The organism is Euzebya tangerina, assembly GCF_003074135.1.
In the GTDB taxonomy this organism is placed as follows: Bacteria; Actinomycetota; Nitriliruptoria; order Euzebyales; family Euzebyaceae; genus Euzebya; species Euzebya tangerina.
Genome location: NZ_PPDK01000001.1, coordinates 2,528,073 through 2,547,534, shown reverse-complemented (window position 1 = coordinate 2,547,534; position 19,462 = coordinate 2,528,073). Strand labels below are relative to the sequence as shown.

Below are 19,462 nucleotides of genomic sequence, written 5' to 3'. Positions count from 1 at the left end.
AACAAACCCTCCCCTGGCAGCCGGACCGAATCCGGACCCGGATACCCTGCCGGCCGTGCCGCTTCGTCTGTCCATCGCGCTGGTTCTGCTGGTCGTGGCCCTGACCGGATGCGGGCTGATCGAGACGCGGCAGAACATCTCCGAGGAGCAGGCGCGCGAGTTGCTCGACCAGGCCGTCGACCTGGTCGCCAGCGGCCGGTCCGACCGGCTCTGTGCGCTCTCACCGTCCGAGGCCACGACCTGCCCGGACACGCTCGACACCGCCGGGCCGGTCGCCCCCACCACACCGCCGGCCGTCACCTGCGTGGTCGCGCTGCCGGACGAGGGGCCGCTCCGACGAGGAACCGCCCTCGTGGTCGAGGGAACGGACGGCAACGGTGAGGCCTACACCTCCGAGTTCATCGTCTTCGATGACGGCGACGCTGTCGGAGTCCTCGACGCGGTCTACTGGAGTGGTCTGGCGGTCCAGTCGTACAACGACGACACCGTCAGCTGGCGGTTCGACTCCGGGTCGACCCTGTGCCAGGACGGGGCGTTCCCGCCCGGTGACCCACCATCGACCGGTGCCCCCTCCGAGCGGTCGGATACGTCGACCGGGAACTGACTGCGCTGCTCCGCCTACCATCCCGGGCCATGGACGCCACCAGCCTCTGGGCCGAGTCGACGACCACCGCCTCTGCCTGCCTCGCCCATCCGTTCCTGACCGGGATCGCCAACGGATCCCTCGATCGTGCGGCCTTCGAGCACTACGTCGGACAGGACGCGTTCTTCCTGGACGCCTTCGCCAAGGCCTACGCCCTGGGGATCGCCCGCTCGCCGGATGCACCGACGATGCGGCGGTTCAAGACGCTCCTCGACGGGGCGATGGACGAGCAGGCCCTCCACGGCGCCTACGCGGAGCGCTGGGGCGTGGACCTGCACCCGAGGCCGACCGCGGCCACCCGCGCCTACACCGACTTCCTGCTGGCAACCGCCGCGCTCGAGCCGCTCCACCTGCTGGCCGCGGCCATGACGCCGTGCATGCGCCTGTACGCCTGGTTGGGGCAGCAGATGCGGGAGGACACCGATCCCGACTCCGCGTACCGCGAGTGGGTGGAGACCTACAGCTCCGACGACTTCGAGCAGCTGGCGACGGCCATGGACGACCTGCTCGACGACCTCGTCACGCTCGAGGCACCGGTTGACGAGGGCCGGCTCCGTCAGACCTACACCACGGCAATGGAGCTGGAGTGGGCCTTCTTCGACTCCGCCCATCGGAGTGGCGCCGCGCTGCCCGGCTGAGCGACCGCTACCTGACGACCCAGCCGGCCTCGCGATAGGGGTCCGGTGGTGGGTGGACCCCCTCCGCCACCAGCCCCTCGGGTGCCTCGATCTCCAATCGCAGGATGGCTCCGCCCAGGGCCTTGCCCAGGTTGTCAGCCCGCAGACTGGCCGGCCCGCCACCGGCCAGCGCATCACGGAGGAGGAACGTGAGCGCGCGGACGTTCGGGACCTCCCAGCGGGTGACGTCGCCACGGACCAGGTCGCCGTAGTGCTCGGCCACCCGCTCGGCCGTCAGCACCGCCGCGAGGTGCTGGTACGCCGCCGGTGATCGAGCGAACACCGACACGTCGGCGTCGTTGCCCTTGTCGCCGGGCCGGGCGAAGGCCAGATCGTTCACCTGGACCGTCCGTCGTGGCTCAACGGCCATCACAGCACCTCCACGATCACCGAACGCCGAGCGTCGACCGGTCCACGGGGGATCAACGCCGTGTGCATCTGCAGCAGCCCGGATGGCTTCGGCCGGGATCGGTTGGCGCCGCTGAACCCGGGCGGCGGGGCTGAGAGCGCCATGGGGATGAGGTGGCGGCCAACCTGGGCGCACGCGGCGGACTCGGTGGTCTTCCACGCCAGGCGGAGCACCACCTCGCTGGGCTCGGGGTCCGACTGGCCGGGCTGCCACGCTGCAGGCCCGTGCAGGGCGTTCAGTCCGAAGATCTCGGTGTGCCAGTCCGCCAGCTCGATCCCGGCTTCGGCGATCCGCTTGCGTGCGATGGTCGCGGCTGCTCGTGCCTTCGCCGGTGCGTCGGGCCAGCCGAACGCGATCGAGAAGTCGGCGGCGTACCCGTCGCGGGAGGCGCCCACGGCCTTGTACAGCCCGGTCGCCGGACGGCCCTCGACGCCGGTGACGACCACGCGGCCATCGCCCCGGTCGTCCAGCTGCACGGTGGTCATGTCGACGACCACGTCCGGGGTCAGGTAGCTGGTTGGGTCGCCGACCTCGTACAGCAGCTGCTGGCGGACCGTGTCGAAGTCGACCCGCCCACCGGCCACCTCCGGCGAGAAGATCGTCGCGGTACCGTCGGCCGTCACGTCGGCCAGCGGGAAGCCGTACCGCCACGGCTCGGGCACCGTCCACCACTCCCCCGCGTGGTTGCCGCCCGTCGACTGGCCGGAGCACTCCAGCAGGTGGCCCACGACCGTGCCGGCGGCCAGCCGGTTCACGTCCTGCTCAGCCAGTCCGTCGGGCCCGATGGCCCAGCCGTGCTCGTGCACCAGCGGCGCGAGGAAGAGGGCGGCGTCGGCGACCCGTCCGGTGATGACGATGTCGGCGCCCGCCTCCAGCGCCTCGACGATCCCGGCGACGCCCAGGTAGGCGTTGGCGAACGCCAGCTCCTCGGCGGCGGGGAAGCCCTCGGGCAGCAGGTCCGGGGCAGATCGCAGGTCATCGCCCTGCACGACGGCGACGGTCAGGCCGGTGAGGCCGAACGGCTCGGCCTGGGCCTGTAGCAGCCGGAGCGCGCCCAACGGATTGATCCCGCCCGCGTTGGTGATGACCCGGAGGGGCCGTGACCCCTCGCGGCGCTCCAGCAATGTCGGCAGCAGCTGCATCAGGTACAGCGGCAGGTCGCGGGTGTAGCCCAGGGTCTCGTCGCGTCCGCGGTCCTTGGCCAGGATGGCCAGCGTGAGCTCGGCCAGCGCTTCCAGACAGACGTAGTCGGGCTGCTCGGTCAGCAGGTCGGCGATGGCCAGCGGCGTGTCGCCGTAGAAGCCCTGGCCACCGGCGACTCGCACGGCCCCCTCACCCTGTGCGGGCATCATCGACTGGTGCTGCCGGCGGTCGGCCGCGACGGGGCCCGTCGTGCTGTGGCCGATCGCGATGCGGCCAGACCGCGGCTCATACCAGGGCGGTGGACCGGGGGTAGGCCACGGTCGGGTCGGTCATGACGTTGATGAGGTAGGGCACACCGGCGTCGAACCCCCGCTTGATGGCTGCGGTGAGGTTCCGCGAGTCGGTCACGACCTCTCCCCCGCCCCCCATGGCCTCGACGACCGTGTGATAGCCGAGCTGCGGCTGCAGGTCGGCGGCGACGTCCCAGCCGTTGTAGAGCTGCTGCATGGGGAACTTCTCGAGTGCCCAGATGCCGTTGTTGCCGCAGATGATGACGACCGGGAGGTCCTGGCGGACCAGCGACTCGACGTCCATCAGTGAGAACCCGGCAGCCCCGTCGCCGAGCATCAGCGCGACCTGCTTGTCGGGGTGGGCGATCCGGGCGGCGGCGGCGTACCCCATGCCGGTGCCGAGGCAGCCGTACGGGCCCGGGTCCATCCAGTGGCCTGGCTGGTAGGACTTGACGTACCGGCCGGCGAAGCTGACGAAGTCGCCCCCATCACCGATGACGACGGCATCACGGTCGAGGACCTCCTGCAGTGCGCCGTACACGCGGGCCGGATGGATGGTGGTGCCGTCCGTGGTCAGCAGGTCGGCGTCCTCGGCAGCCTTTGCCTCTTCTGCATCTCGCAGGGTGTCGAGTCTGGCGGCTCGAGCCTGGGCGATCTCGCCTGATGGCCCGCCGGCGGCCTCGGTCAGCGCCTGGAGCAGCGGCCCCAGGGAGCCCGCAGCCGTCGCCGCCGGGCTGGCGTGCGAGGAGAGCTGGTCGGGGTGGTCGGCGATGTGGACGGTCCGGGCGTCACCGAAGGTCCCGAAGCCCAGCCGGAAGTCGAGCGGTGTGCCGATCACGATGACCAGGTCGGCGGACTTGAACGCGGCACCGCGGGCGCGGGAGAGGACCTGCGGGTGGTCGGCCGGCATGCAGCCGCGGCCCATGCCGTTCTGGATGACGGCAGCGCCGGTGGTCTCGGCCAACGTCGTGAAGGCCTCGACGGCGCCGTCCAGCCAGACGTCCCCGCCGCCGATCAGGACAGGGGCGGTGGAGGCAGCTAGCATCTCGGCGATCCGGGAAACGTCACTCGGGTCATGGGCGACGGTGTCCGGGACGGCGGGTGCGCGGACCGTGTCGGTCTGCGCCGGAGTGAACACGACGTCCATCGGGATGTCGACGAAGGTCGGACCGCGGTGGGATGACCCGGCCACGCGGTAGGCCTCGGCCACGGTCCGGGCGACGGTGTCGGGCGTCATGGCCGTCGTGGCCGACTTGGTGAGCGGACCCATGAAGGCGGTGTGATCGATCTCCTGCAGGCTGCCGGTGCCCCAGGTCGCCGCGGGCGCACGCCCGCCGATGACGAGGAGGGGTGAGCCGCCGAAGCGGGCGCTGGCCGTGGCGCTGACCGAGTTGGTGACTCCCGGTCCGGCCGTCAGCGCGGCCACCTGGGTCTGCCGGGTCAGCTTGGCCAGCCCCTCGGCGGCGAAGGTCGCGGACTGCTCGTGGCGGAAGTCCCACAGCTGGACGCCAGTCTGACGGCAGCCGTCGTACAGCGGGAAGATGTGCCCGCCGGAGAGGGTGAAGAGGTGCTCGACCCCCGCCGCCTCCAGCGCGTGGACGGCCAGGGCGCCGCTGGCCTCCTGGCTGGTCTCGTCCTGCTGGTCCGTGTTGTCGTCGACGCGTGTTCCGGACTGATCACTCATGCGCTGCGGTCCTTGGATCGGCCGGGCCTGCGGGCGCGGCGGTGGCGGTCACGGGTGTCGGCGGGTGCGACGTTGTGAAGGTGACCCGAGTCATGTCAGGGTAACGGGCGACCCCGGAGGAGAGAAGTCGGCGATGGCGAGCGAAACCCACATCCACACCTGTCCGCTGTGCGAGGCCACCTGTGGGCTGGCCATAGAAGTCGACCCGAGGGAGCGCACCGTGCTGTCCGTCAGGGGGGACGCCGATGACGTGTTCAGCGGTGGGTTCGCGTGTCCGAAGGGGCTGTCGATCGGGGCACTGCACGCCGACCCGGACCGCCTCACGCAGCCGCTGGTCGACGGGCAGGAGGTCAGCTGGGACCAGGCGTGGGAGACCGTGGAGGAGCGGTTGATGGGTCTGATCGAGGCCCACGGCCGTGACGTCGTGGCCATGTACCTCGGCAACCCGAACGTCCACAACCTCGCCGGCGCCTACACCACCCCCGCTGTGGCGAAGGCACTGGGCAGCCCCTACGTGTTCACGGCGACGACGGTCGACCAGCAGCCCAAGCACGTCTCGGCGGCGCTGATGTTCGGCCACAAGCTGTCGATCCCCATCCCGGACATCGACCGCACCGACTACCTGCTGGTCCTGGGCGCGGACCCGATGACCTCCAACGGCTCCCTGATGACGGCGCCCGACATGCCGGGGCGGCTTCGTGCGCTCCGCCAGCGAGGTGGGCGGCTCGTGGTGGTCGACCCGCGGGTCAGCCGGACGGCCCGAGCGGCAGACGAGCACATCGGCATCCGCCCGGGCACCGACGCCCTGTGGCTGGCCGCGATCGCACAGACGCTGCTGGCCTCGGGCACGGCCTCCCCTCCTGTCGAAGGTGTTGCCGGGTTGGAGGTGTTGCCAGAGGCGCTGGCACCGTTCACGCCCGAGGCGGTAGCGGGTCCCACGCGGGTGCCGGCCGAGGTGACTCGACGGGTCGCCGGCGAGTTGGCCGCCGCACCCTCGGCGGCGGTGTACGGGCGACTGGGAACCACGACGGTTGCCTTCGGGACCACCACGTCGTGGCTGGTCGACGTCATCAACGTCCTGACCGGCAACCTCGACCGGCCGGGAGGGGCCATGTTCACGACCGCGGCTGCCGGGCAGACCAACTCCTCGTCGGGGGCGGCGGCACGGGAGACCAGGTTCGGCCGCTACCACACCGCGGTTCGCGGTCTTCCGGAGGTGTTCAGCGAGTTGCCCTCCGCCGCGTTCGCCGAGGAGCTGCTCGACGGACCGGTCCGCGGGCTGATCACCATTGCGGGCAACCCCGCCCTGTCCGTGCCGAACGGGGATCGGGTCGCCGAGGCGTTGACTGGCCTGGACGTGATGATCTCGGTCGACTGCTACCGCAATGAGACCACCCGGCATGCGGATGTGGTGCTGCCCATCCCGTCCGTCCTCCAGCGGTCGCACTACGACGTGGCCTTCATGCAGCTCGCGATCCGCAACGTCGCCAACTGGTCGGATCCGGTGTTCGAGACCGATCAGCCGCAGGAGTGGGAGGTGCACGCCAGGTTGGCCGGCATCCTCCGCGGATTGGGGGCGGCGTGCGACGTGGATGCCGTGGACACGTTCGTGCTGTCGACCCACATCCAGAAGGAGGTGACGGCGGCGTCGTCCCCGATCGCAGGGAAGGAGCCGTCGTGGGTGCTGGACCAGCTGGGCGAACGTCGTGGTCCGGAGCGGTGGCTGGACTTCCTCATCCGGGTCGGGCCATTCGGAGACGGCTTCGGGTCCGTTCCCGACGGCTTGACGTTGGACGAGGTGCAGTGGCATCCGCACGGTCTGGACCTGGGGCCGCTCGAGCCGCGCTTGCCGGAGGTGCTGCTCACCCCGTCCGGCGAGGTGGACGTCGCGCCGCAGGCGATCATCGAGGACCTCCCACGCCTGGTGGCGACGCTCGAGCAGGATCCGGACGGGCTGTTGCTGGTCGGCCGGCGGCACCTGCGGTCCAACAACTCCTGGGGCCACAACGTCGAGGCGCTGCTGGGCGGCACGAACCGCTCGAGCTTGCAGATGCACCCGGAGGACGCTGAGGCGAGGGGCCTGGCGGACGAGGGACGGGCGAGGGTGACGTCGAAGACCGGGACCGTGGAGGTCGTGGTGGAAGTGACTGAGCGGATCACGCCGGGCACCGTCTCGCTGCCGCACGGCTGGGGGCATGACGTCGACGGGGTCCAGCTGTCGGTGGCGACCGAGCACCCGGGCGTCAACCCGAACGTCCTGACCGGCCCGGACGTGGACCCCCTGAGCGGGAACGCGATCCTGAATGGGGTACAGGTGACGGTCGAGCCTGCGCCGCTGTCAGTCGGCTAGGCCGAAGGTCAGCGTGGCCGTCAGTCTCAACCACGGCTGGTGCACGCACCTTGGCGACCGACGTCAGCGGTCGCCGGGACCGTCCTCGCGGCCTGGCGCGACCTGATCGGTGGCGACGGGCTCGCCCGAGCCGCCCAGTCGCTCCTTCATCACGTTGATGACGCCGCCGGCGAGCAGGACGTCGACCTGACGCTCAGACAGGCGATGCGACATCCGGAACTCGGTGCCCTGGGTCGCGTTCCTGACGGCCACGTCACCGCCGCCTGCCAGCGTTGCGTGCAGATCACGCAGTTCCAGCACGTCGCCGCTGTTGATTGCGTCCTTGTCCTCGTCGCTGGTGAACTCGAGGGGCAGGACCCCGAAGTTGACGAGGTTCTGCCAGTGGATGCGCGCGTAGTCCTTGGCCAGCACCGCCCGCAACCCCAGGTACCGCGGCGCCAGCGCCGCGTGCTCGCGGGAGGAGCCCTGCCCGTAGTTGGTCCCGCCGACGATTGCGTGGCCCCGTCCGTCGTCGCGCGCCTCGGCGGCACGCACGTGATAGGTTTCGTCGACGATGTCGTAGGTGAACTCCGAGATCTTGGGAATGTTGGACCGAAACGGCAGCACCCGGGAGCCGGCCGGGGAGATCTCGTCGGTGGAGACGTCGTCGCCGACGACGAGCATGACCTCGAGGTCCATCGCATCGGGCACGCCGTCGAAGTCGGGGATCGAGGCGATGTTCGGCCCCTTGCGCAACTTCACCTGCAGCGCCTCCTCCTTCGGCACCGGCGCGAGGAGGTTCTCCTTGTCGATGATCGGCGTCTCCGGGTCGGTGACCTGGGGGAAGGAGATGCCGTACTTGTCCGCCAGGTCGCGCGGGTCGGTGATGACGCCGGTCAGCGCCGATGCTGTCGCCGTCTCCGGCGAGCACAGATGGACCATGTCCTCCATCGTCCCGGAGCGACCCGGGAAGTTGCGGGGCGTCGTGCGCAGCGAGATCGTGTCGGTCGCCGGCGCTTGACCCATGCCGATGCAGCCGTTGCAGCCGGCCTGGTGGATGCGCGCGCCAGCGGTGACCAGGCTGAGCAGGTGGCCATCGTTGATCAGGTTGGCGAGCACCTGCCGGCTCGAGGGGTTGATGTCGAAGCTGACGGCGGTGTTGGCCCGCTCGCCCGCGGCTCTGACGATCTCCGCGCAGATCGCGAAGTCCCGATAGCCAGGGTTCGCCGAGGAGCCGACGTAGGCCTGTGAGATCGGCTTGCCGGCCACCTCGCTGACCGGTCGCACGTTGCCGGGCGAGACCGGCTCGGCGATCAGCGGGACGATGGCGGACAGGTCGATCGACTCGTGGTGGTCGTAGGATGCGCCCTCGTCGGCGACGATCTCGGTGAAGTCCCCCTCACGGCCCATCGAGGTGAGGAACCGGCGGACCTCCTCGTCGGCCGGGAAGACGGTGGTCGTGGCGCCCAGTTCGGCGCCCATGTTGGCGATGACGTGGCGATCCATCGCGGACAGACCGTCCAACCCCGGTCCGTAGTACTCGATGATCCGGCCCACACCACCGTCGACGTCGTGGCGGCGCAGCATCTCCAGGATGATGTCCTTCGCGGACGTCCATGGCGGCAGTTCGCCGGTCAACTCGACACCCCAGACCTCGGGCATCTTGATCCGGAGCGGCTCACCTGCGGCGGCCAGCGCGACGTCGAGCCCACCGGATCCGATCGCCACCATCCCCAGAGCCCCGGCGGCGGGCGAGTGGCTGTCAGAGCCCGCCAGGGTCGTGCCCGGCTTGCCGAAGTGCTCCATGTGCACGGCATGACTGATGCCGTTGCCGGCACGCGAGTAGTGGATCCCGAAGCGCTCGCACGCGCTCTGCAGGAACAGGTGGTCGTCGGGGTTCTTGTGGTCCTGCTGGATCAGGTTGTGATCGACGTACTGCACCGACACCTCGGTGCGGACACGGTCCAACTGCATCGCCTCGAGTTCGAGCATGACCATGGTGCCAGTCGCATCCTGCGTCAGCGTCTGGTCGATCTTCAGCCCGATCGGTGTGCCGGGCGTCATCTCGCCGTCGACGAGGTGCTCGCTGATGATCTTGCGGGCGACGTTCATGGGCTCGGACACGCGGATGCTCCGTTTCGGCGTAGGTGACGTGGGGTTCGGCCGGCGGGCCTTCCACGGTAACGGTGACCCGAGGCGGAGTACAGGTGTGGGGCGCTAGCTGCGGAGGAGGCGGCCCAGGGCCGTCGTCACCTCAGTCAGGTGGGCGTCGGCCTCCGCGTCATCACCCGACTTGGCTGCGTCCAGCACGCAGCCACGAAGGTGGTCCTCCACCAGCAGCACGCTCACCTTCTCGAGGCCTCTCTTGATCGCCGAGACCTGGGTCAACACGTCGATGCAGTAGGTGTCCTCCTCCACCATCCGGTGGACGCCTCGCACCTGCCCCTCGATCCGCTTGAGGCGCCGAAGCAGGGCGGCCTGGTCACCGCCGGTCACGTACCCGGGCTCCGCGCTCACCGAGCCACCTCCATCTGATCGTCCGCCCCACGGGCCTCAACCTGACCGAAGCGGCGCAGCCGTAGGCTGTTCAGCACCACCGACACCGACGAGAAGGCCATCGCCGCGCCCGCCACAGCCGGCGTCAACAGCCCGAGCGCCGCCACCGGGATGGCCAGGGTGTTGTACCCGAAGGCCCAGGCCAAGTTCTGACGGATGGTCCGCTCGGTCCCCGCAGCCAGGCGCATCGCGGTCGGGACCGACTGCAGCCGGCCGGCCATCAGGGTCAGATCGGACGCCTCGATCGCCACGTCTGTTCCCGTCCCCATCGCTATCCCGAGGTCGGCCTGGGCGAGGGCAGGTGCATCGTTTACACCATCACCGACCATGGCGACGGTCAGACCCTGTCCCTGCAGACGCTCCACCTCGGCCTGCTTGTCCTCCGGCAGCACCTCGGCCAGAACGGTGGTGATGCGAAGGTCGTCGGCGATCGACCGCGCCGTGCGCTGGTTGTCCCCCGTGATCATGGCCACGTCCACCCCCATGTCACGAAGGGCATCCACGACGCCAACGGCGCTCGACTTGACGGTGTCGGCGACGGAGATGACGCCGGTGCACCGGCCATCCCAGCCGGCGAACACCACGGTCGCACCCGTCGACTCGGCCTTCGCTGCCAACTGCTCGAACTCCTCCGCCACCGTGAGGTCCTCCTCGGCCAACAGCCGCCGGGTACCGACGTACACGGTCTGGCCATCCACCGTGGCGGAGACCCCTCGTCCGGCGTGAGCCGTGAAGTCGGTCACCTCCGCCGACTGGTCCACCTGCTCGGCGGCCTCCACGATCGCCGCACCGATCGGGTGTTCTGAGTCCTGCTCGACTGCCGCGACCTTGGCCAGGACGTCGTCGTCACCGTGGACCGCAACCACGGACATCCGACCCTCGGTCAGCGTGCCCGTCTTGTCGAAGACCACGGTGTCCACGCGCCGGGTCTGCTCCAGCGCCTCGATGCCCTTCACGACGATGCCGAGTTGGGCGGCGCGCCCCGTCCCGACCATCATCGCCATCGGCGTTGCCAGCCCCAGAGCACAGGGGCAGGCGATGATCAGCACGCTCACGGCGGCGGTGACGGCTTCCGCGACATCGCCCGAAACGAGCAGCCAGATCGCGGCGGTCACGAGCGCGATCACGATGACGATGGGGACGAAGACCGCGGACACACGATCGGCCAGGCGCTGCGCCTCACCCTTGCTGTCCTGGGCCCGCTGGACCAACGCCGCCATCTGCGCCAGCTTGCTTCGACCCCCGACCGCCTTGACGGCGACGGTGATGGCGCCGCCGGCGTTGATGGTGGCCCCCGTCACGGGGTCGCCGACCGTCTTCTCCACGGGCGCGCTCTCACCCGTCAGCATCGACTCGTCGACGGCGGTCGAGCCAGCCACGACCTCGCCATCGACCGGGATCGTCTCACCGGGCCGAACCCGGATGTGGTCGTCCAGCTCGAGCTCGAGGACATCGACCATCCCCGTCTCCTCACCGGTCTCCGGGTCGAGACGTCGGGCCTCCTTGGCACCAAGTTCGAGCAGCGACTGCAGCGCGTCACCCGCGCGACTCTTGGCACGTGCCTCGGCGTAGCGGCCGGCCACGAGGAACACCACGATGAACACCGGGGCATCCCAGTACCGCGGGGTCCGGCCACCCAACCACTGCGCGAGCGAGAAGGCCCATGCCGACACCGTTCCGATGGCGATCAGCGTGTCCATGTTGGTGGTCAGCGCTCGGGCTCTGCGCGCTGCCTCCCGCAGGAACGGCCAGCCGATGCCGAACACGGTGACCGTCGCCAGCAGCGGCGCGACACCGTTCTCGAACCACCCCGGCATCTCTCCGCCCGAGAGACCGAGGGCCATCATGACGCCGAACAGCGCTGCGATGGGGATGCCGATCACCAGCCGGCGTCGCCACCTCGTCTCCTCATCCTCCTGTTCACGCCGCCGTGCCGCCGCGTCCCGGTGCGGCACGAGCTCGTACCCGATGCGGCTGACTGATTCGTGCAGGCTGTCTTCGGCCACGTCCGGACCGACGTCGACGTGGGCCATGCCCGTCGCGTAGTTGACCCGTGCGTCAACCACGCCGTCCTCCTTGCCGAGGACTCGCTGCACCCGGGCCGCGCACGACCCGCAGGTCATCCCCTCGACATCGAAGACGAGCTCCGCCGACGTGGTCGACGTCTTCCCGACGGCGTCATCGAGCGCGCTCATGAGGGGACCTCATAGCCTTGGTCCTCGATGGCCCCGACCAGCGCGCGGCGATCGATGAGCGCCGGATCGAACGTCACCGTCACGCTGGCATCCTGGACGTCGACCGTGGCCTCGGTGATCCCGTCGAGTGGATTGAGAGCCCCCTCGATCGAGGTCTTGCAGTGGTCGCAGTGGATCTCGGGAACGCTGATGGTATCGGTGGTCTGCATAGCACCGACTATACCCCCCAGGGGTACCCGCTCACACGGCTTGGCCCGTCAGCCGCGGTCCGAGACCCCTGCGGCCCCTCGGTCACGCAGGGCCTGTCGAATCCGGCTGGCTGCCTCGTCAAGGGCCGTTGCATCCGGGTCACGGTCCACCCCGGCGAAGTCGAGGTCGGACAACTCGTTGATCGCGGCCAGGTGGATGTGGAGATGCGGTACTTCGAGGCCGGCGATCATCAGGCCGACCTTCTCCGGCTGGTAGGCCTGGTCGATGGCTCCTGAGATCTCGTGGCACACCTCGAACAGGTGCGCCCTGAGATCCGCCGGGGCGTCCAACCAGTGGTCGAACTCCCGCCGCGGCACGACCAGGGTGTGTCCGGGCGTCAGGGGCTCGATCGTCAGGAAGGCCACGCACACCTCGTCCTCCCAGACGAATCGGCCGGGTAGGTCGCCGTCGATGATCATCGTGAACAGGGTCGCCATGCCCGGATCCTACGCCTGCTCTAGGCTCAGGATCAGGCTGCGGTCCCAACCCGGCCCGACCCGTCGGACACGTATCTGCGGTAGACGCCCGGAGGCAACCTACGCTACCGTAACTTACGCAACCGTAACCCTGACCCCCGACGGAACTGGATGCAGACCATGGCCACTCGCCTCTCCGACGCCGACCTCCTGAACGAGCTCGAACCGATGGCGGAGCAGTACCTCAACCGCCACATGAAGGTCGTGGAGATGTGGTACCCCCACGACTACGTGCCCTACGGCGACGGGCGGGACTTCGAGGCTGAGCCCTGGACCCCCGACCAGCCCAGCCTCGACGGTGTCGCACGGACCGCCTTCTTCATGAACCTGATGACGGAGGACAACCTTCCCTCCTACCACCGCGAGATCTACTCGATGTTCGGCAAGAAGGACACGGCGTGGATGTCGTGGGTCCACCGCTGGACCGCGGAGGAGGGGCGACACTCGATCGTGCTACGGGACTACCTCATGTTGACCCGCAACGAAGACCCGAAGAAGCTCGAGGACGGTCGGATGGGGGCCATGGAGGTCGGCTACGACGCGGACGGGAAGAACACCCTGCGCGGAATTGCCTACGTCTCGTTCCAGGAACTGGCCACGCGCATCAGTCACCGCAACACCGGAAAGTACTCCGGGGACCCGGTGGCCGACCGGATCATGGAGCGGATCTCCAAGGACGAGAACCTCCACATGCTCTTCTACCGGGACATGATGGACGCGGCGAAGCACGTGGACCCGAACGGGGTCGTCGAGGCCGTCGCGGCCGAGGTCATGGGATTCTCGATGCCGGGCGACGGAATCCCGAACTTCAACCGGATGGCCGCCCAGATAGCGCTCGCAGGCATCTATGACCTGCGGGTTCACCACGATGACGTCGTGTGGCCGATTCTGCGCAAGTGGGGCATCTTCGAGATGGAGGGGCTCGATTCGGCCGCAGAACAGCGTCGTGAGGAGTTGGCCCAGTTCATCGAGAACTTGGATGCCCAGGCCACACGGTTCGAGGAGCGTCGTGAGAAGAAGCGGCAACGAGCCGAATCGCGCGACCGCAAACTGGTCTCCTAATTCCTGGAAGTTGCGCATCGACGCAGGGTGAGCCTGCCTGTCGCTGCGTCAACAACTGGAAGAACGTTCCAGCCTGACCCTCCACCTCAGCTTGAGGGTGAGGAGCCGCCGGCGGGGTGGTGAGGCAGGTCGCGAAGCCCGTGGTACGCCAGGGCGGTGATGTGTTGGGCCACCTCTTCTGCTGACGGCTCCCGGGCCGTCGCCCACCACGACCCGACGTAGGCGACCATGCCGACCAGGGCACCGGCGTACAACGGCGCGGTGGCGGGATCAAGCCCAGAGCGGTCGAAGAACGCCGCGAGCACCCCTGCCGCCTTGTCGGCGACGTCGCTCAACAGGCCGGCGATGCCCGGGGTCGTCACGGACGCCGGCGAGTCTCGGGTCAGGACCCGGAAGGCCGCCGGATCCTCCTCGATGTAGTGGAGGAACGCCAGCGCGGAGGCGTTGATGATCTGTCGCCCGCCGTTCTTGTCGTCGATGTAGGCACTGATCTTGTCCAGCAGGCGCGTGGCCTCACGATCAACAACGACGGCGTAGATCCCCTCCTTGCCACCGAAGTGCTCGTAGACGACGGGTTTGGACACCCCAGCCCGCGCAGCGATCTCCTCGACGCTGGCACCGTCGTAACCCAACTCGGCGAAGGTCTCCTTGGCGACGCCGATCAGCTGATCTCGTCGCTCGCCGGCGGTCATCCTGGCCATCGTGGTGAACGGTATCGCGGACAGCTTCATCTCCTCGTCACCTGATGGACAGGCGGTCGCAGGCCTGTACTAGTCTGCTGCTCCGCAAGAACATCCATCGAGAGGCCGCGCAGTCATGATCATCCGCCGTCCGGTTCCGTCCATTCCCCTACTCTCGGCGCTGCTGAGCCTGCTGCTGGCCATCTCGTTGGTCACACCTGTTCGGGCTGATGACACCGCCCAGCCGCTGCCCTTCTCACAGGCGTGGGAGGACGGGGGGTTGATCACCGCCGATGACGATTGGAGCGGGGTACCGGGGATCATCGGGTACCGCGGGGACGGTCTGACGAGTGCCAACGACGTCGACCCCCGAACGGTCACGGCCGACGGAGCTGCGACGCCAGTCGACGTGATCGAGGGCTCGAGTGCCGGGTCCACCGCCGGTGGCGTCCATGAGTTGGAGACGGAGGGTGTCGTCGCGCTGCAGGGCTCCGGGACCGCAGACGCCCCTCACCTGGTCATCCGCGTGGTCACGACCGGGCAGAGCGGGATCGCCGTGGACTACTCGGCGGTCGAACTGGACACCAGCGACGCGGTCCAACAGGTCGCGACCCAGTACCGGGTCGGCACCACCGGGGACTTCACGGACCTGCCGGCGGGCTACATCGCGGACGCCAGCGACGGCACCGGGCTCTCGACGCCCGTCAGCGTCACCCTCCCCGCCGCGGCGGACGATCAGGCCAGCGTCGACATCCGGATCATCACCACCAACGCCGGCAGCTCGGACTCGATGATCGGGATCGATGACATCTCCGTCTCGAGCGGGGCAGGTCCGGCCGTGACGATCAACGAGGTCCGTCACTCGCAATCTGGCGCTGACAGCGACTACGTCGAGATCACCGGTCCTGCCGACGAGGACCTGTCCGACCTCTCCCTGGTGATCCTCTCCGGTGAGTTCGCGCCCGGTCAGGTCGACTTCGCCTTCGACCTTGCCGGCACGATGCCCCCGGACGGCTTCTACGTGCTCGGCGAGGACCCAGGCGTCGACAACATCGATCTGGACACCGATGCCGACTTCTTCGGCAGCCCGGTGACCTACCTGCTGGTAACCGGCTTCACCGGAGCTGCTGGCGAGGACTACGACACCAACGACGATGGGACGCTTGACAGCGAGCCCTGGACTGCCGTCGTCGACGCGGTCTCGTTCATCGATGGGGACGCAACCCCTGACCTCAGCTACGCGGACACGGCGGTACCAGGCGACGGGAGTTTCGTCACCGCACACGCCTACCGCTGCCCGGATGGCACCGGCGACTTCGAGCCGGGTTCCTTCAGCGACCTCACCGCTGACACGCCCGGTGAGGCCAACGACTGTGGAGGTGGCCCGGGCGGGCTCGACGGCACGCCGGTGGCGATCCACGACGTCCAGGGTGACGGCGCCGCCTCGCCACTGGACGGCGACACCGTGGAGGTCACGGGCATCGTGACGTCGCTGTTCACCGATGACGACATGCTGGACGCCTTCTTCCTGCAGGAGGAGGACGCAGACGCCGACACCGATGCAGCGACCTCCGAGGGGGTGTTCGTCTTCTGTCGCGGGTTCTGCCCGGTGGACCTGGCGGTCGGGGATCAGGTCACGGTCGACGCCGTCGTTGACGAGTTCTTCGGCATGACCCAGCTCGAGCCGTCCGGCGCCGTCGACCTCGCGATCGTGTCGTCGGGCAATGAACTGCCCCCGGCGGTGCCGGTGGCCATGCCGGCTGGTGGGTCGACGGAGGCCGAAGCAACCTTCGAGGCAGTCGAGGGCATGGTCGTGACCTTCCCTGACACGCTGGTGGTCAGCGAGTACTTCGAGTTGGCCCGGTACGGGCAGGTCGTGCTGACCGAGTCGGCTCGCCCATTCCAGTTCACGCACGTCTCGGCGCCCGACGTCGCCGGCTACCAAGCATTCCTGGACGATCTGGCCACTCGCCGCATCATCCTGGACGATGACAACAACGACCAGAACGACGCCACCAACGGGGCTACCGACGAGCCCTACCCCTTCCCATCCGCCTCGTGGCCGACGGGCGGGCTCTCCGTCGATAACACCCTTCGAGGTGGCCAGACCATCGACGACCTCACCGGCGTCATGCACTGGTCGTTCGCCGGACAGACCGGCACCGATGCCTGGCGCATCCGACCCATCGACGGTCTGGCATACACCTTCGCCGACGTCGAGCCACGGCAGGACCAGCCAGATGACGTCGGCGGCGACCTCACCGTGGCCAGCTTCAACGTCCTCAACTACTTCCCCACCATCGACGACGGCGTGAACGTCTGCCCGGACCCGACGGTCGGCGACGATGCCGGGTGTCGGGGGGCCGACTCCGAGGCCGAACTCGATCGGCAACAAGCCAAGATCGTCGCTGCGCTGGCTGAGATGGATGCCGATGTCGTGGGGCTGATCGAGATCGAGAACTCCGCGCTGGCGGTGCAAGACCTGGTCGATGCGTTGAACGGTGTAGTCGGCGCGGGCACGTACGCCCAGATCGACACCGGCCCCATTGGCACCGACGCCATCAAGGTCGGCTTCATCTACCAGCCCGCAACCGTTGCTCCGGTCGGCGACTCCGCGATCCTGGACTCCAGCGTCGACGCGCGCTTCGTCGACAGCAAGAACCGACCGATGCTGGTCCAAACCTTCTCGGAGGTCGCGACCGGTGAGGTCTTCACCGCGGCCGTCAACCACCTGAAGTCCAAGGGCTCTGACTGCGCCGACATCGGTGAGGACGAGTCCATCGTCGACGGCCAGGCCAACTGTTCGGAGACCCGCAACGATGCGGCCGCGGCCATCGCCGACTTCCTGGCCACGGACCCGACCGGATCTGGCGACCCGGATGTGCTGATTCTCGGAGACCTGAACGCCTACCGCAACGAAGACGCCATCGTGACGCTCGAGAACGCCGGCTTCGCGGACTTGCTCGAGACCGAGATCGGCGAGGACGCCTACACCTATCTCTTCGACGGCCAATTGGGGTACCTCGACTACGCCATGGCCAACAGCCCGATGGCCGACCAGGTGACAGGGGTGACCTCGTGGCACATCAACGCCGACGAGGTGCCGCTGCTCGACTACAACGACACCGTCGAGGATGCGACCGAGCGCAGCTTCGAGCGCAAGTCCGACGCGCTCCCGCTCTTCGCCCCCGACGCCTTCCGGTCCTCTGATCACGACCCGGTGATCGTCGGCCTTGATCTTGGGGATGACCCGATTGACCCCGGGCCGACCGACCCAGGCCCCACCGACCCCGGTCCGACGGACCCGAACCCGGTCGACCCCGACCCGAATGACGGCGTCATCAACCTCCTCCCCGAGGATCCCGCCCAGACGGACAACACCGCGCTGTCGGTGCTGGGCTCTCAACTGGTGAACCCCGACAACGGGGCGCTGGCCGGCACGGATGTCGAGGTCCTGATCGCCTCCGATGTCGTGTTCGCAGACGCGCTGGCCTCGGGTGCGATTCAGACGGGCGGAACCTCGCTCCTGCTGAACAACCCTGACACGCTGGAGAACGCCGTCCTGGCCGAACTGCGGCGACTCGGCGCAACCCAGGTCCGGATCCTCGGCGGCGTGGCGGCCATCAGCCAAGCGGTGGAGGAGGAGCTCGTGACCTCAGGGTTCGCGGTCAGCCGGACGGCCGGCGAGACGAGGGTCGAGACAGCTCTGGAGATCAGCAGCCTGGCCCTGACGGCTACCGCGGGTATGGGTCCGGACACCGGTACCGACACCGAGACCGATACCGGCACTGACACCGACACCACGACGGACTCCATCCTGGCGCGCGCCTATCCAACGGGTGACGCGGATCCGACCCAGGCGTTTGCCGACTCCCTCGCCGTGGGTGCGTACGGGGCTGTGGGCGGCACCCCGATCCTGCTGACCCAGCCGGATGTGCTGACCGCGTCGACGGACGCCTATCTGGCAGCCAGCGAGATCGAGAGCACCACGGTCATCGGCGGCATCGACGCGGTCGCCGAGGCCGTCACTGACCGCCTGACGGAGTTGGGCGTGGCAAGCACCCGGGTGAGCGGCCCCAACCGCTTCGCCACGGCGGTCGCCATAGCCAACATCCGCGGCTTCGACGCCGAGAACCCAGCGCAGCGAATCATCGTCCTCGAGGGTCAGGGCGACAACGCCTGGGCGGCCGGGTTCACCCTCGCCGGTCTGTCAGCAGCGTCCGACGCCCCGATCGTCTTGGTCAACGGCGATGACGTGCCACCCGAGACCCAGGCGTTCCTGGACGCCGCATTCGATCCCGCTGACGACGGGGGGACCATCATCTGCGCGGCCAGCGAAGCGGCATGTGATGCCGTGGTGGCCTCCGCCGGTCTGTGACCATCGGACGCGGAGCACCGGTGTTGCGCGTCCCGGCAGTGTGGGTGGACTTCCCGTCCTCGAGGACGGTGAAGTCCACCCGCCCGTGACCGGACAGGCACATGAACGAGGCTGGCGCGGCAGACTGAGGGCTCATGGCCAAGAACGTGCTCGGCGGCGACCTCGTGGACTGCTCACGCAATCCGATGACCGGCTGGTACCGCGACGGCTGCTGCAACACCGGTGCTGGCGACACCGGCGTCCACACCGTCTGTGCCGTCATGACGGCGGACTTCCTGGCCTACTCGGCCTCGGTCGGCAACGACCTGTCGACACCGGCGCCGCAGTACGGCTTCCCGGGCCTGAAGCCCGGCGACCAGTGGTGCCTATGTGCTCCCCGGTGGCAGGAGGCCTTCGAGGCCGGAAGCGCCCCCCAGGTGGTCCTCGACGCGACCCACGTCCAGACGCTCGAGTGGTGTCGGCTGGAGGACCTCCAGTCCCACGCGGTGACCGGCTGATGGCGGTCCTCGAACGCCCACCACGCGGACAGGGCCGGATCATCGCCGGCGTCTGCGGCGGACTGGCCCACCGCTTCGGCTTGCCGGTCTTCCTCGTCCGGATCATCTTCGTGATCTTCGGCCTCGTCGGCGCTGGGGAGATCGCCTACCTGGTGCTGTGGATCATCATGCCGAAGGCAGGGCGCTAGCTCAGG

16 protein-coding genes are annotated in these 19,462 nt (G+C 68.7%); 7 read left to right on the top strand and 9 right to left on the bottom strand.

The genetic code is table 11. The annotated features are described in order from the left end of the window. Nucleotides 1-55: 55 nt before the first annotated feature. The gene (locus C1746_RS11750; protein WP_116714757.1) at nt 56-604 is read left to right on the top strand and encodes a hypothetical protein; all 549 of its coding nucleotides are present in this window, start codon (nt 56-58) and stop codon (nt 602-604) included. Nucleotides 605-633: 29 nt separating this feature from the next. Next, nucleotides 634-1,281: a TenA family protein gene (locus C1746_RS11745; RefSeq protein ID WP_116714756.1), complete on the top strand. Its 648-nt coding sequence runs from the start codon at nt 634-636 to the stop codon at nt 1,279-1,281. Nucleotides 1,282-1,288: 7 nt separating this feature from the next. Here C1746_RS11745 and C1746_RS11740 read toward each other — a convergent pair whose 3' ends face one another. The 3 genes from C1746_RS11740 to C1746_RS11730 form a co-directional block, all read right to left on the bottom strand. Then, the gene (locus C1746_RS11740) at nt 1,289-1,690 is read right to left on the bottom strand and encodes an AtuA-related protein (RefSeq protein ID WP_116714755.1); all 402 of its coding nucleotides are present in this window, start codon (nt 1,688-1,690) and stop codon (nt 1,289-1,291) included. After that, nucleotides 1,690-3,081 carry an acyclic terpene utilization AtuA family protein gene (locus C1746_RS11735; protein WP_116714754.1) on the bottom strand — a complete coding sequence of 464 codons (1,392 nt, stop codon included), beginning with the start codon at nt 3,079-3,081 and terminating at the stop codon, nt 1,690-1,692. The genes C1746_RS11740 and C1746_RS11735 overlap by 1 nt, the downstream gene beginning before the upstream one ends. A 76-nt stretch (nt 3,082-3,157) precedes the next feature. After that, a complete protein-coding gene (locus tag C1746_RS11730) occupies nt 3,158-4,846 on the bottom strand; it encodes an acetolactate synthase (protein ID WP_116714753.1) in 1,689 nt (562 codons plus the stop codon). Between the two features lie 133 nt (nt 4,847-4,979). Between C1746_RS11730 and C1746_RS11725 the strand changes: the two genes are divergently transcribed. Then, nucleotides 4,980-7,196, top strand: coding sequence for a molybdopterin-dependent oxidoreductase (locus C1746_RS11725; protein ID WP_116714752.1), 2,217 nt, complete (start codon nt 4,980-4,982; stop codon nt 7,194-7,196). Between the two features lie 63 nt (nt 7,197-7,259). Here the strand turns inward: C1746_RS11725 and C1746_RS11720 are convergent, their stop codons facing one another. The 5 genes from C1746_RS11720 to C1746_RS11700 all read right to left on the bottom strand — a co-directional run bounded on the left by C1746_RS11720 (nt 7,260) and on the right by C1746_RS11700 (nt 12,612). Then, nucleotides 7,260-9,287 carry an aconitate hydratase gene (locus C1746_RS11720; RefSeq protein WP_116715689.1) on the bottom strand — a complete coding sequence of 676 codons (2,028 nt, stop codon included), beginning with the start codon at nt 9,285-9,287 and terminating at the stop codon, nt 7,260-7,262. 105 nt (nt 9,288-9,392) lie between these two features. Continuing rightward, a complete protein-coding gene (locus tag C1746_RS11715) occupies nt 9,393-9,692 on the bottom strand; it encodes a metal-sensitive transcriptional regulator (RefSeq protein WP_116714751.1) in 300 nt (99 codons plus the stop codon). Continuing rightward, the gene (locus tag C1746_RS11710) at nt 9,689-11,926 is read right to left on the bottom strand and encodes a heavy metal translocating P-type ATPase (protein WP_116714750.1); all 2,238 of its coding nucleotides are present in this window, start codon (nt 11,924-11,926) and stop codon (nt 9,689-9,691) included. Before C1746_RS11710 ends, C1746_RS11715 begins: the two co-directional genes overlap by 4 nt. Further along, nucleotides 11,923-12,135, bottom strand: a complete 213-nt coding sequence (locus C1746_RS11705; protein WP_116714749.1) for a heavy-metal-associated domain-containing protein — start codon at nt 12,133-12,135, stop codon at nt 11,923-11,925. The genes C1746_RS11710 and C1746_RS11705 overlap by 4 nt, the downstream gene beginning before the upstream one ends. A gap of 48 nt (nt 12,136-12,183) precedes the next feature. Beyond that, nucleotides 12,184-12,612, bottom strand: a complete 429-nt coding sequence (locus tag C1746_RS11700) for an HIT family protein (RefSeq protein ID WP_116714748.1) — start codon at nt 12,610-12,612, stop codon at nt 12,184-12,186. Nucleotides 12,613-12,771: 159 nt separating this feature from the next. On the opposite strand from C1746_RS11700, the gene C1746_RS11695 reads away from it, so the two are divergent. Further along, nucleotides 12,772-13,713, top strand: a complete 942-nt coding sequence (locus tag C1746_RS11695; protein WP_116715688.1) for an acyl-ACP desaturase — start codon at nt 12,772-12,774, stop codon at nt 13,711-13,713. 86 nt (nt 13,714-13,799) lie between these two features. On the opposite strand, the gene C1746_RS11690 is transcribed toward C1746_RS11695, so the two are convergent. After that, nucleotides 13,800-14,444 carry a TetR/AcrR family transcriptional regulator gene (locus C1746_RS11690; RefSeq protein WP_116714747.1) on the bottom strand — a complete coding sequence of 215 codons (645 nt, stop codon included), beginning with the start codon at nt 14,442-14,444 and terminating at the stop codon, nt 13,800-13,802. An 85-nt stretch (nt 14,445-14,529) separates the two neighbouring features. Between C1746_RS11690 and C1746_RS11685 the strand changes: the two genes are divergently transcribed. From C1746_RS11685 to C1746_RS11675, 3 genes are all read left to right on the top strand, one after another. Next, the gene (locus tag C1746_RS11685) at nt 14,530-18,771 is read left to right on the top strand and encodes an ExeM/NucH family extracellular endonuclease (protein ID WP_116714746.1); all 4,242 of its coding nucleotides are present in this window, start codon (nt 14,530-14,532) and stop codon (nt 18,769-18,771) included. 134 nt (nt 18,772-18,905) lie between these two features. Then, the gene (locus C1746_RS11680; protein ID WP_116714745.1) at nt 18,906-19,268 is read left to right on the top strand and encodes a DUF2237 family protein; all 363 of its coding nucleotides are present in this window, start codon (nt 18,906-18,908) and stop codon (nt 19,266-19,268) included. Then, a complete protein-coding gene (locus C1746_RS11675) occupies nt 19,268-19,456 on the top strand; it encodes a PspC domain-containing protein (RefSeq protein WP_116714744.1) in 189 nt (62 codons plus the stop codon). Before C1746_RS11680 ends, C1746_RS11675 begins: the two co-directional genes overlap by 1 nt. Nucleotides 19,457-19,462: the final 6 nt, after the last annotated feature.

What these genes read in the sequence shown, in the direction of transcription:
- C1746_RS11690 (WP_116714747.1), bottom strand. Translation starts at nt 14,444, where the DNA reads ATGAAGCTGTCCGCGATACCGTTCACCACGATGGCCAGGATGACCGCC.
- C1746_RS11730 (WP_116714753.1), bottom strand. Translation starts at nt 4,846, where the DNA reads ATGAGTGATCAGTCCGGAACACGCGTCGACGACAACACGGACCAGCAG.
- C1746_RS11735 (WP_116714754.1), bottom strand. Translation starts at nt 3,081, where the DNA reads ATGATGCCCGCACAGGGTGAGGGGGCCGTGCGAGTCGCCGGTGGCCAG.
- C1746_RS11680 (WP_116714745.1), top strand. Translation starts at nt 18,906, where the DNA reads ATGGCCAAGAACGTGCTCGGCGGCGACCTCGTGGACTGCTCACGCAAT.
- C1746_RS11725 (WP_116714752.1), top strand. Translation starts at nt 4,980, where the DNA reads ATGGCGAGCGAAACCCACATCCACACCTGTCCGCTGTGCGAGGCCACC.
- C1746_RS11695 (WP_116715688.1), top strand. Translation starts at nt 12,772, where the DNA reads ATGGCCACTCGCCTCTCCGACGCCGACCTCCTGAACGAGCTCGAACCG.
- C1746_RS11685 (WP_116714746.1), top strand. Translation starts at nt 14,530, where the DNA reads ATGATCATCCGCCGTCCGGTTCCGTCCATTCCCCTACTCTCGGCGCTG.
- C1746_RS11705 (WP_116714749.1), bottom strand. Translation starts at nt 12,135, where the DNA reads ATGCAGACCACCGATACCATCAGCGTTCCCGAGATCCACTGCGACCAC.
- C1746_RS11675 (WP_116714744.1), top strand. Translation starts at nt 19,268, where the DNA reads ATGGCGGTCCTCGAACGCCCACCACGCGGACAGGGCCGGATCATCGCC.
- C1746_RS11745 (WP_116714756.1), top strand. Translation starts at nt 634, where the DNA reads ATGGACGCCACCAGCCTCTGGGCCGAGTCGACGACCACCGCCTCTGCC.
- C1746_RS11710 (WP_116714750.1), bottom strand. Translation starts at nt 11,926, where the DNA reads ATGAGCGCGCTCGATGACGCCGTCGGGAAGACGTCGACCACGTCGGCG.
- C1746_RS11700 (WP_116714748.1), bottom strand. Translation starts at nt 12,612, where the DNA reads ATGGCGACCCTGTTCACGATGATCATCGACGGCGACCTACCCGGCCGA.
- C1746_RS11720 (WP_116715689.1), bottom strand. Translation starts at nt 9,287, where the DNA reads ATGAACGTCGCCCGCAAGATCATCAGCGAGCACCTCGTCGACGGCGAG.
- C1746_RS11740 (WP_116714755.1), bottom strand. Translation starts at nt 1,690, where the DNA reads ATGGCCGTTGAGCCACGACGGACGGTCCAGGTGAACGATCTGGCCTTC.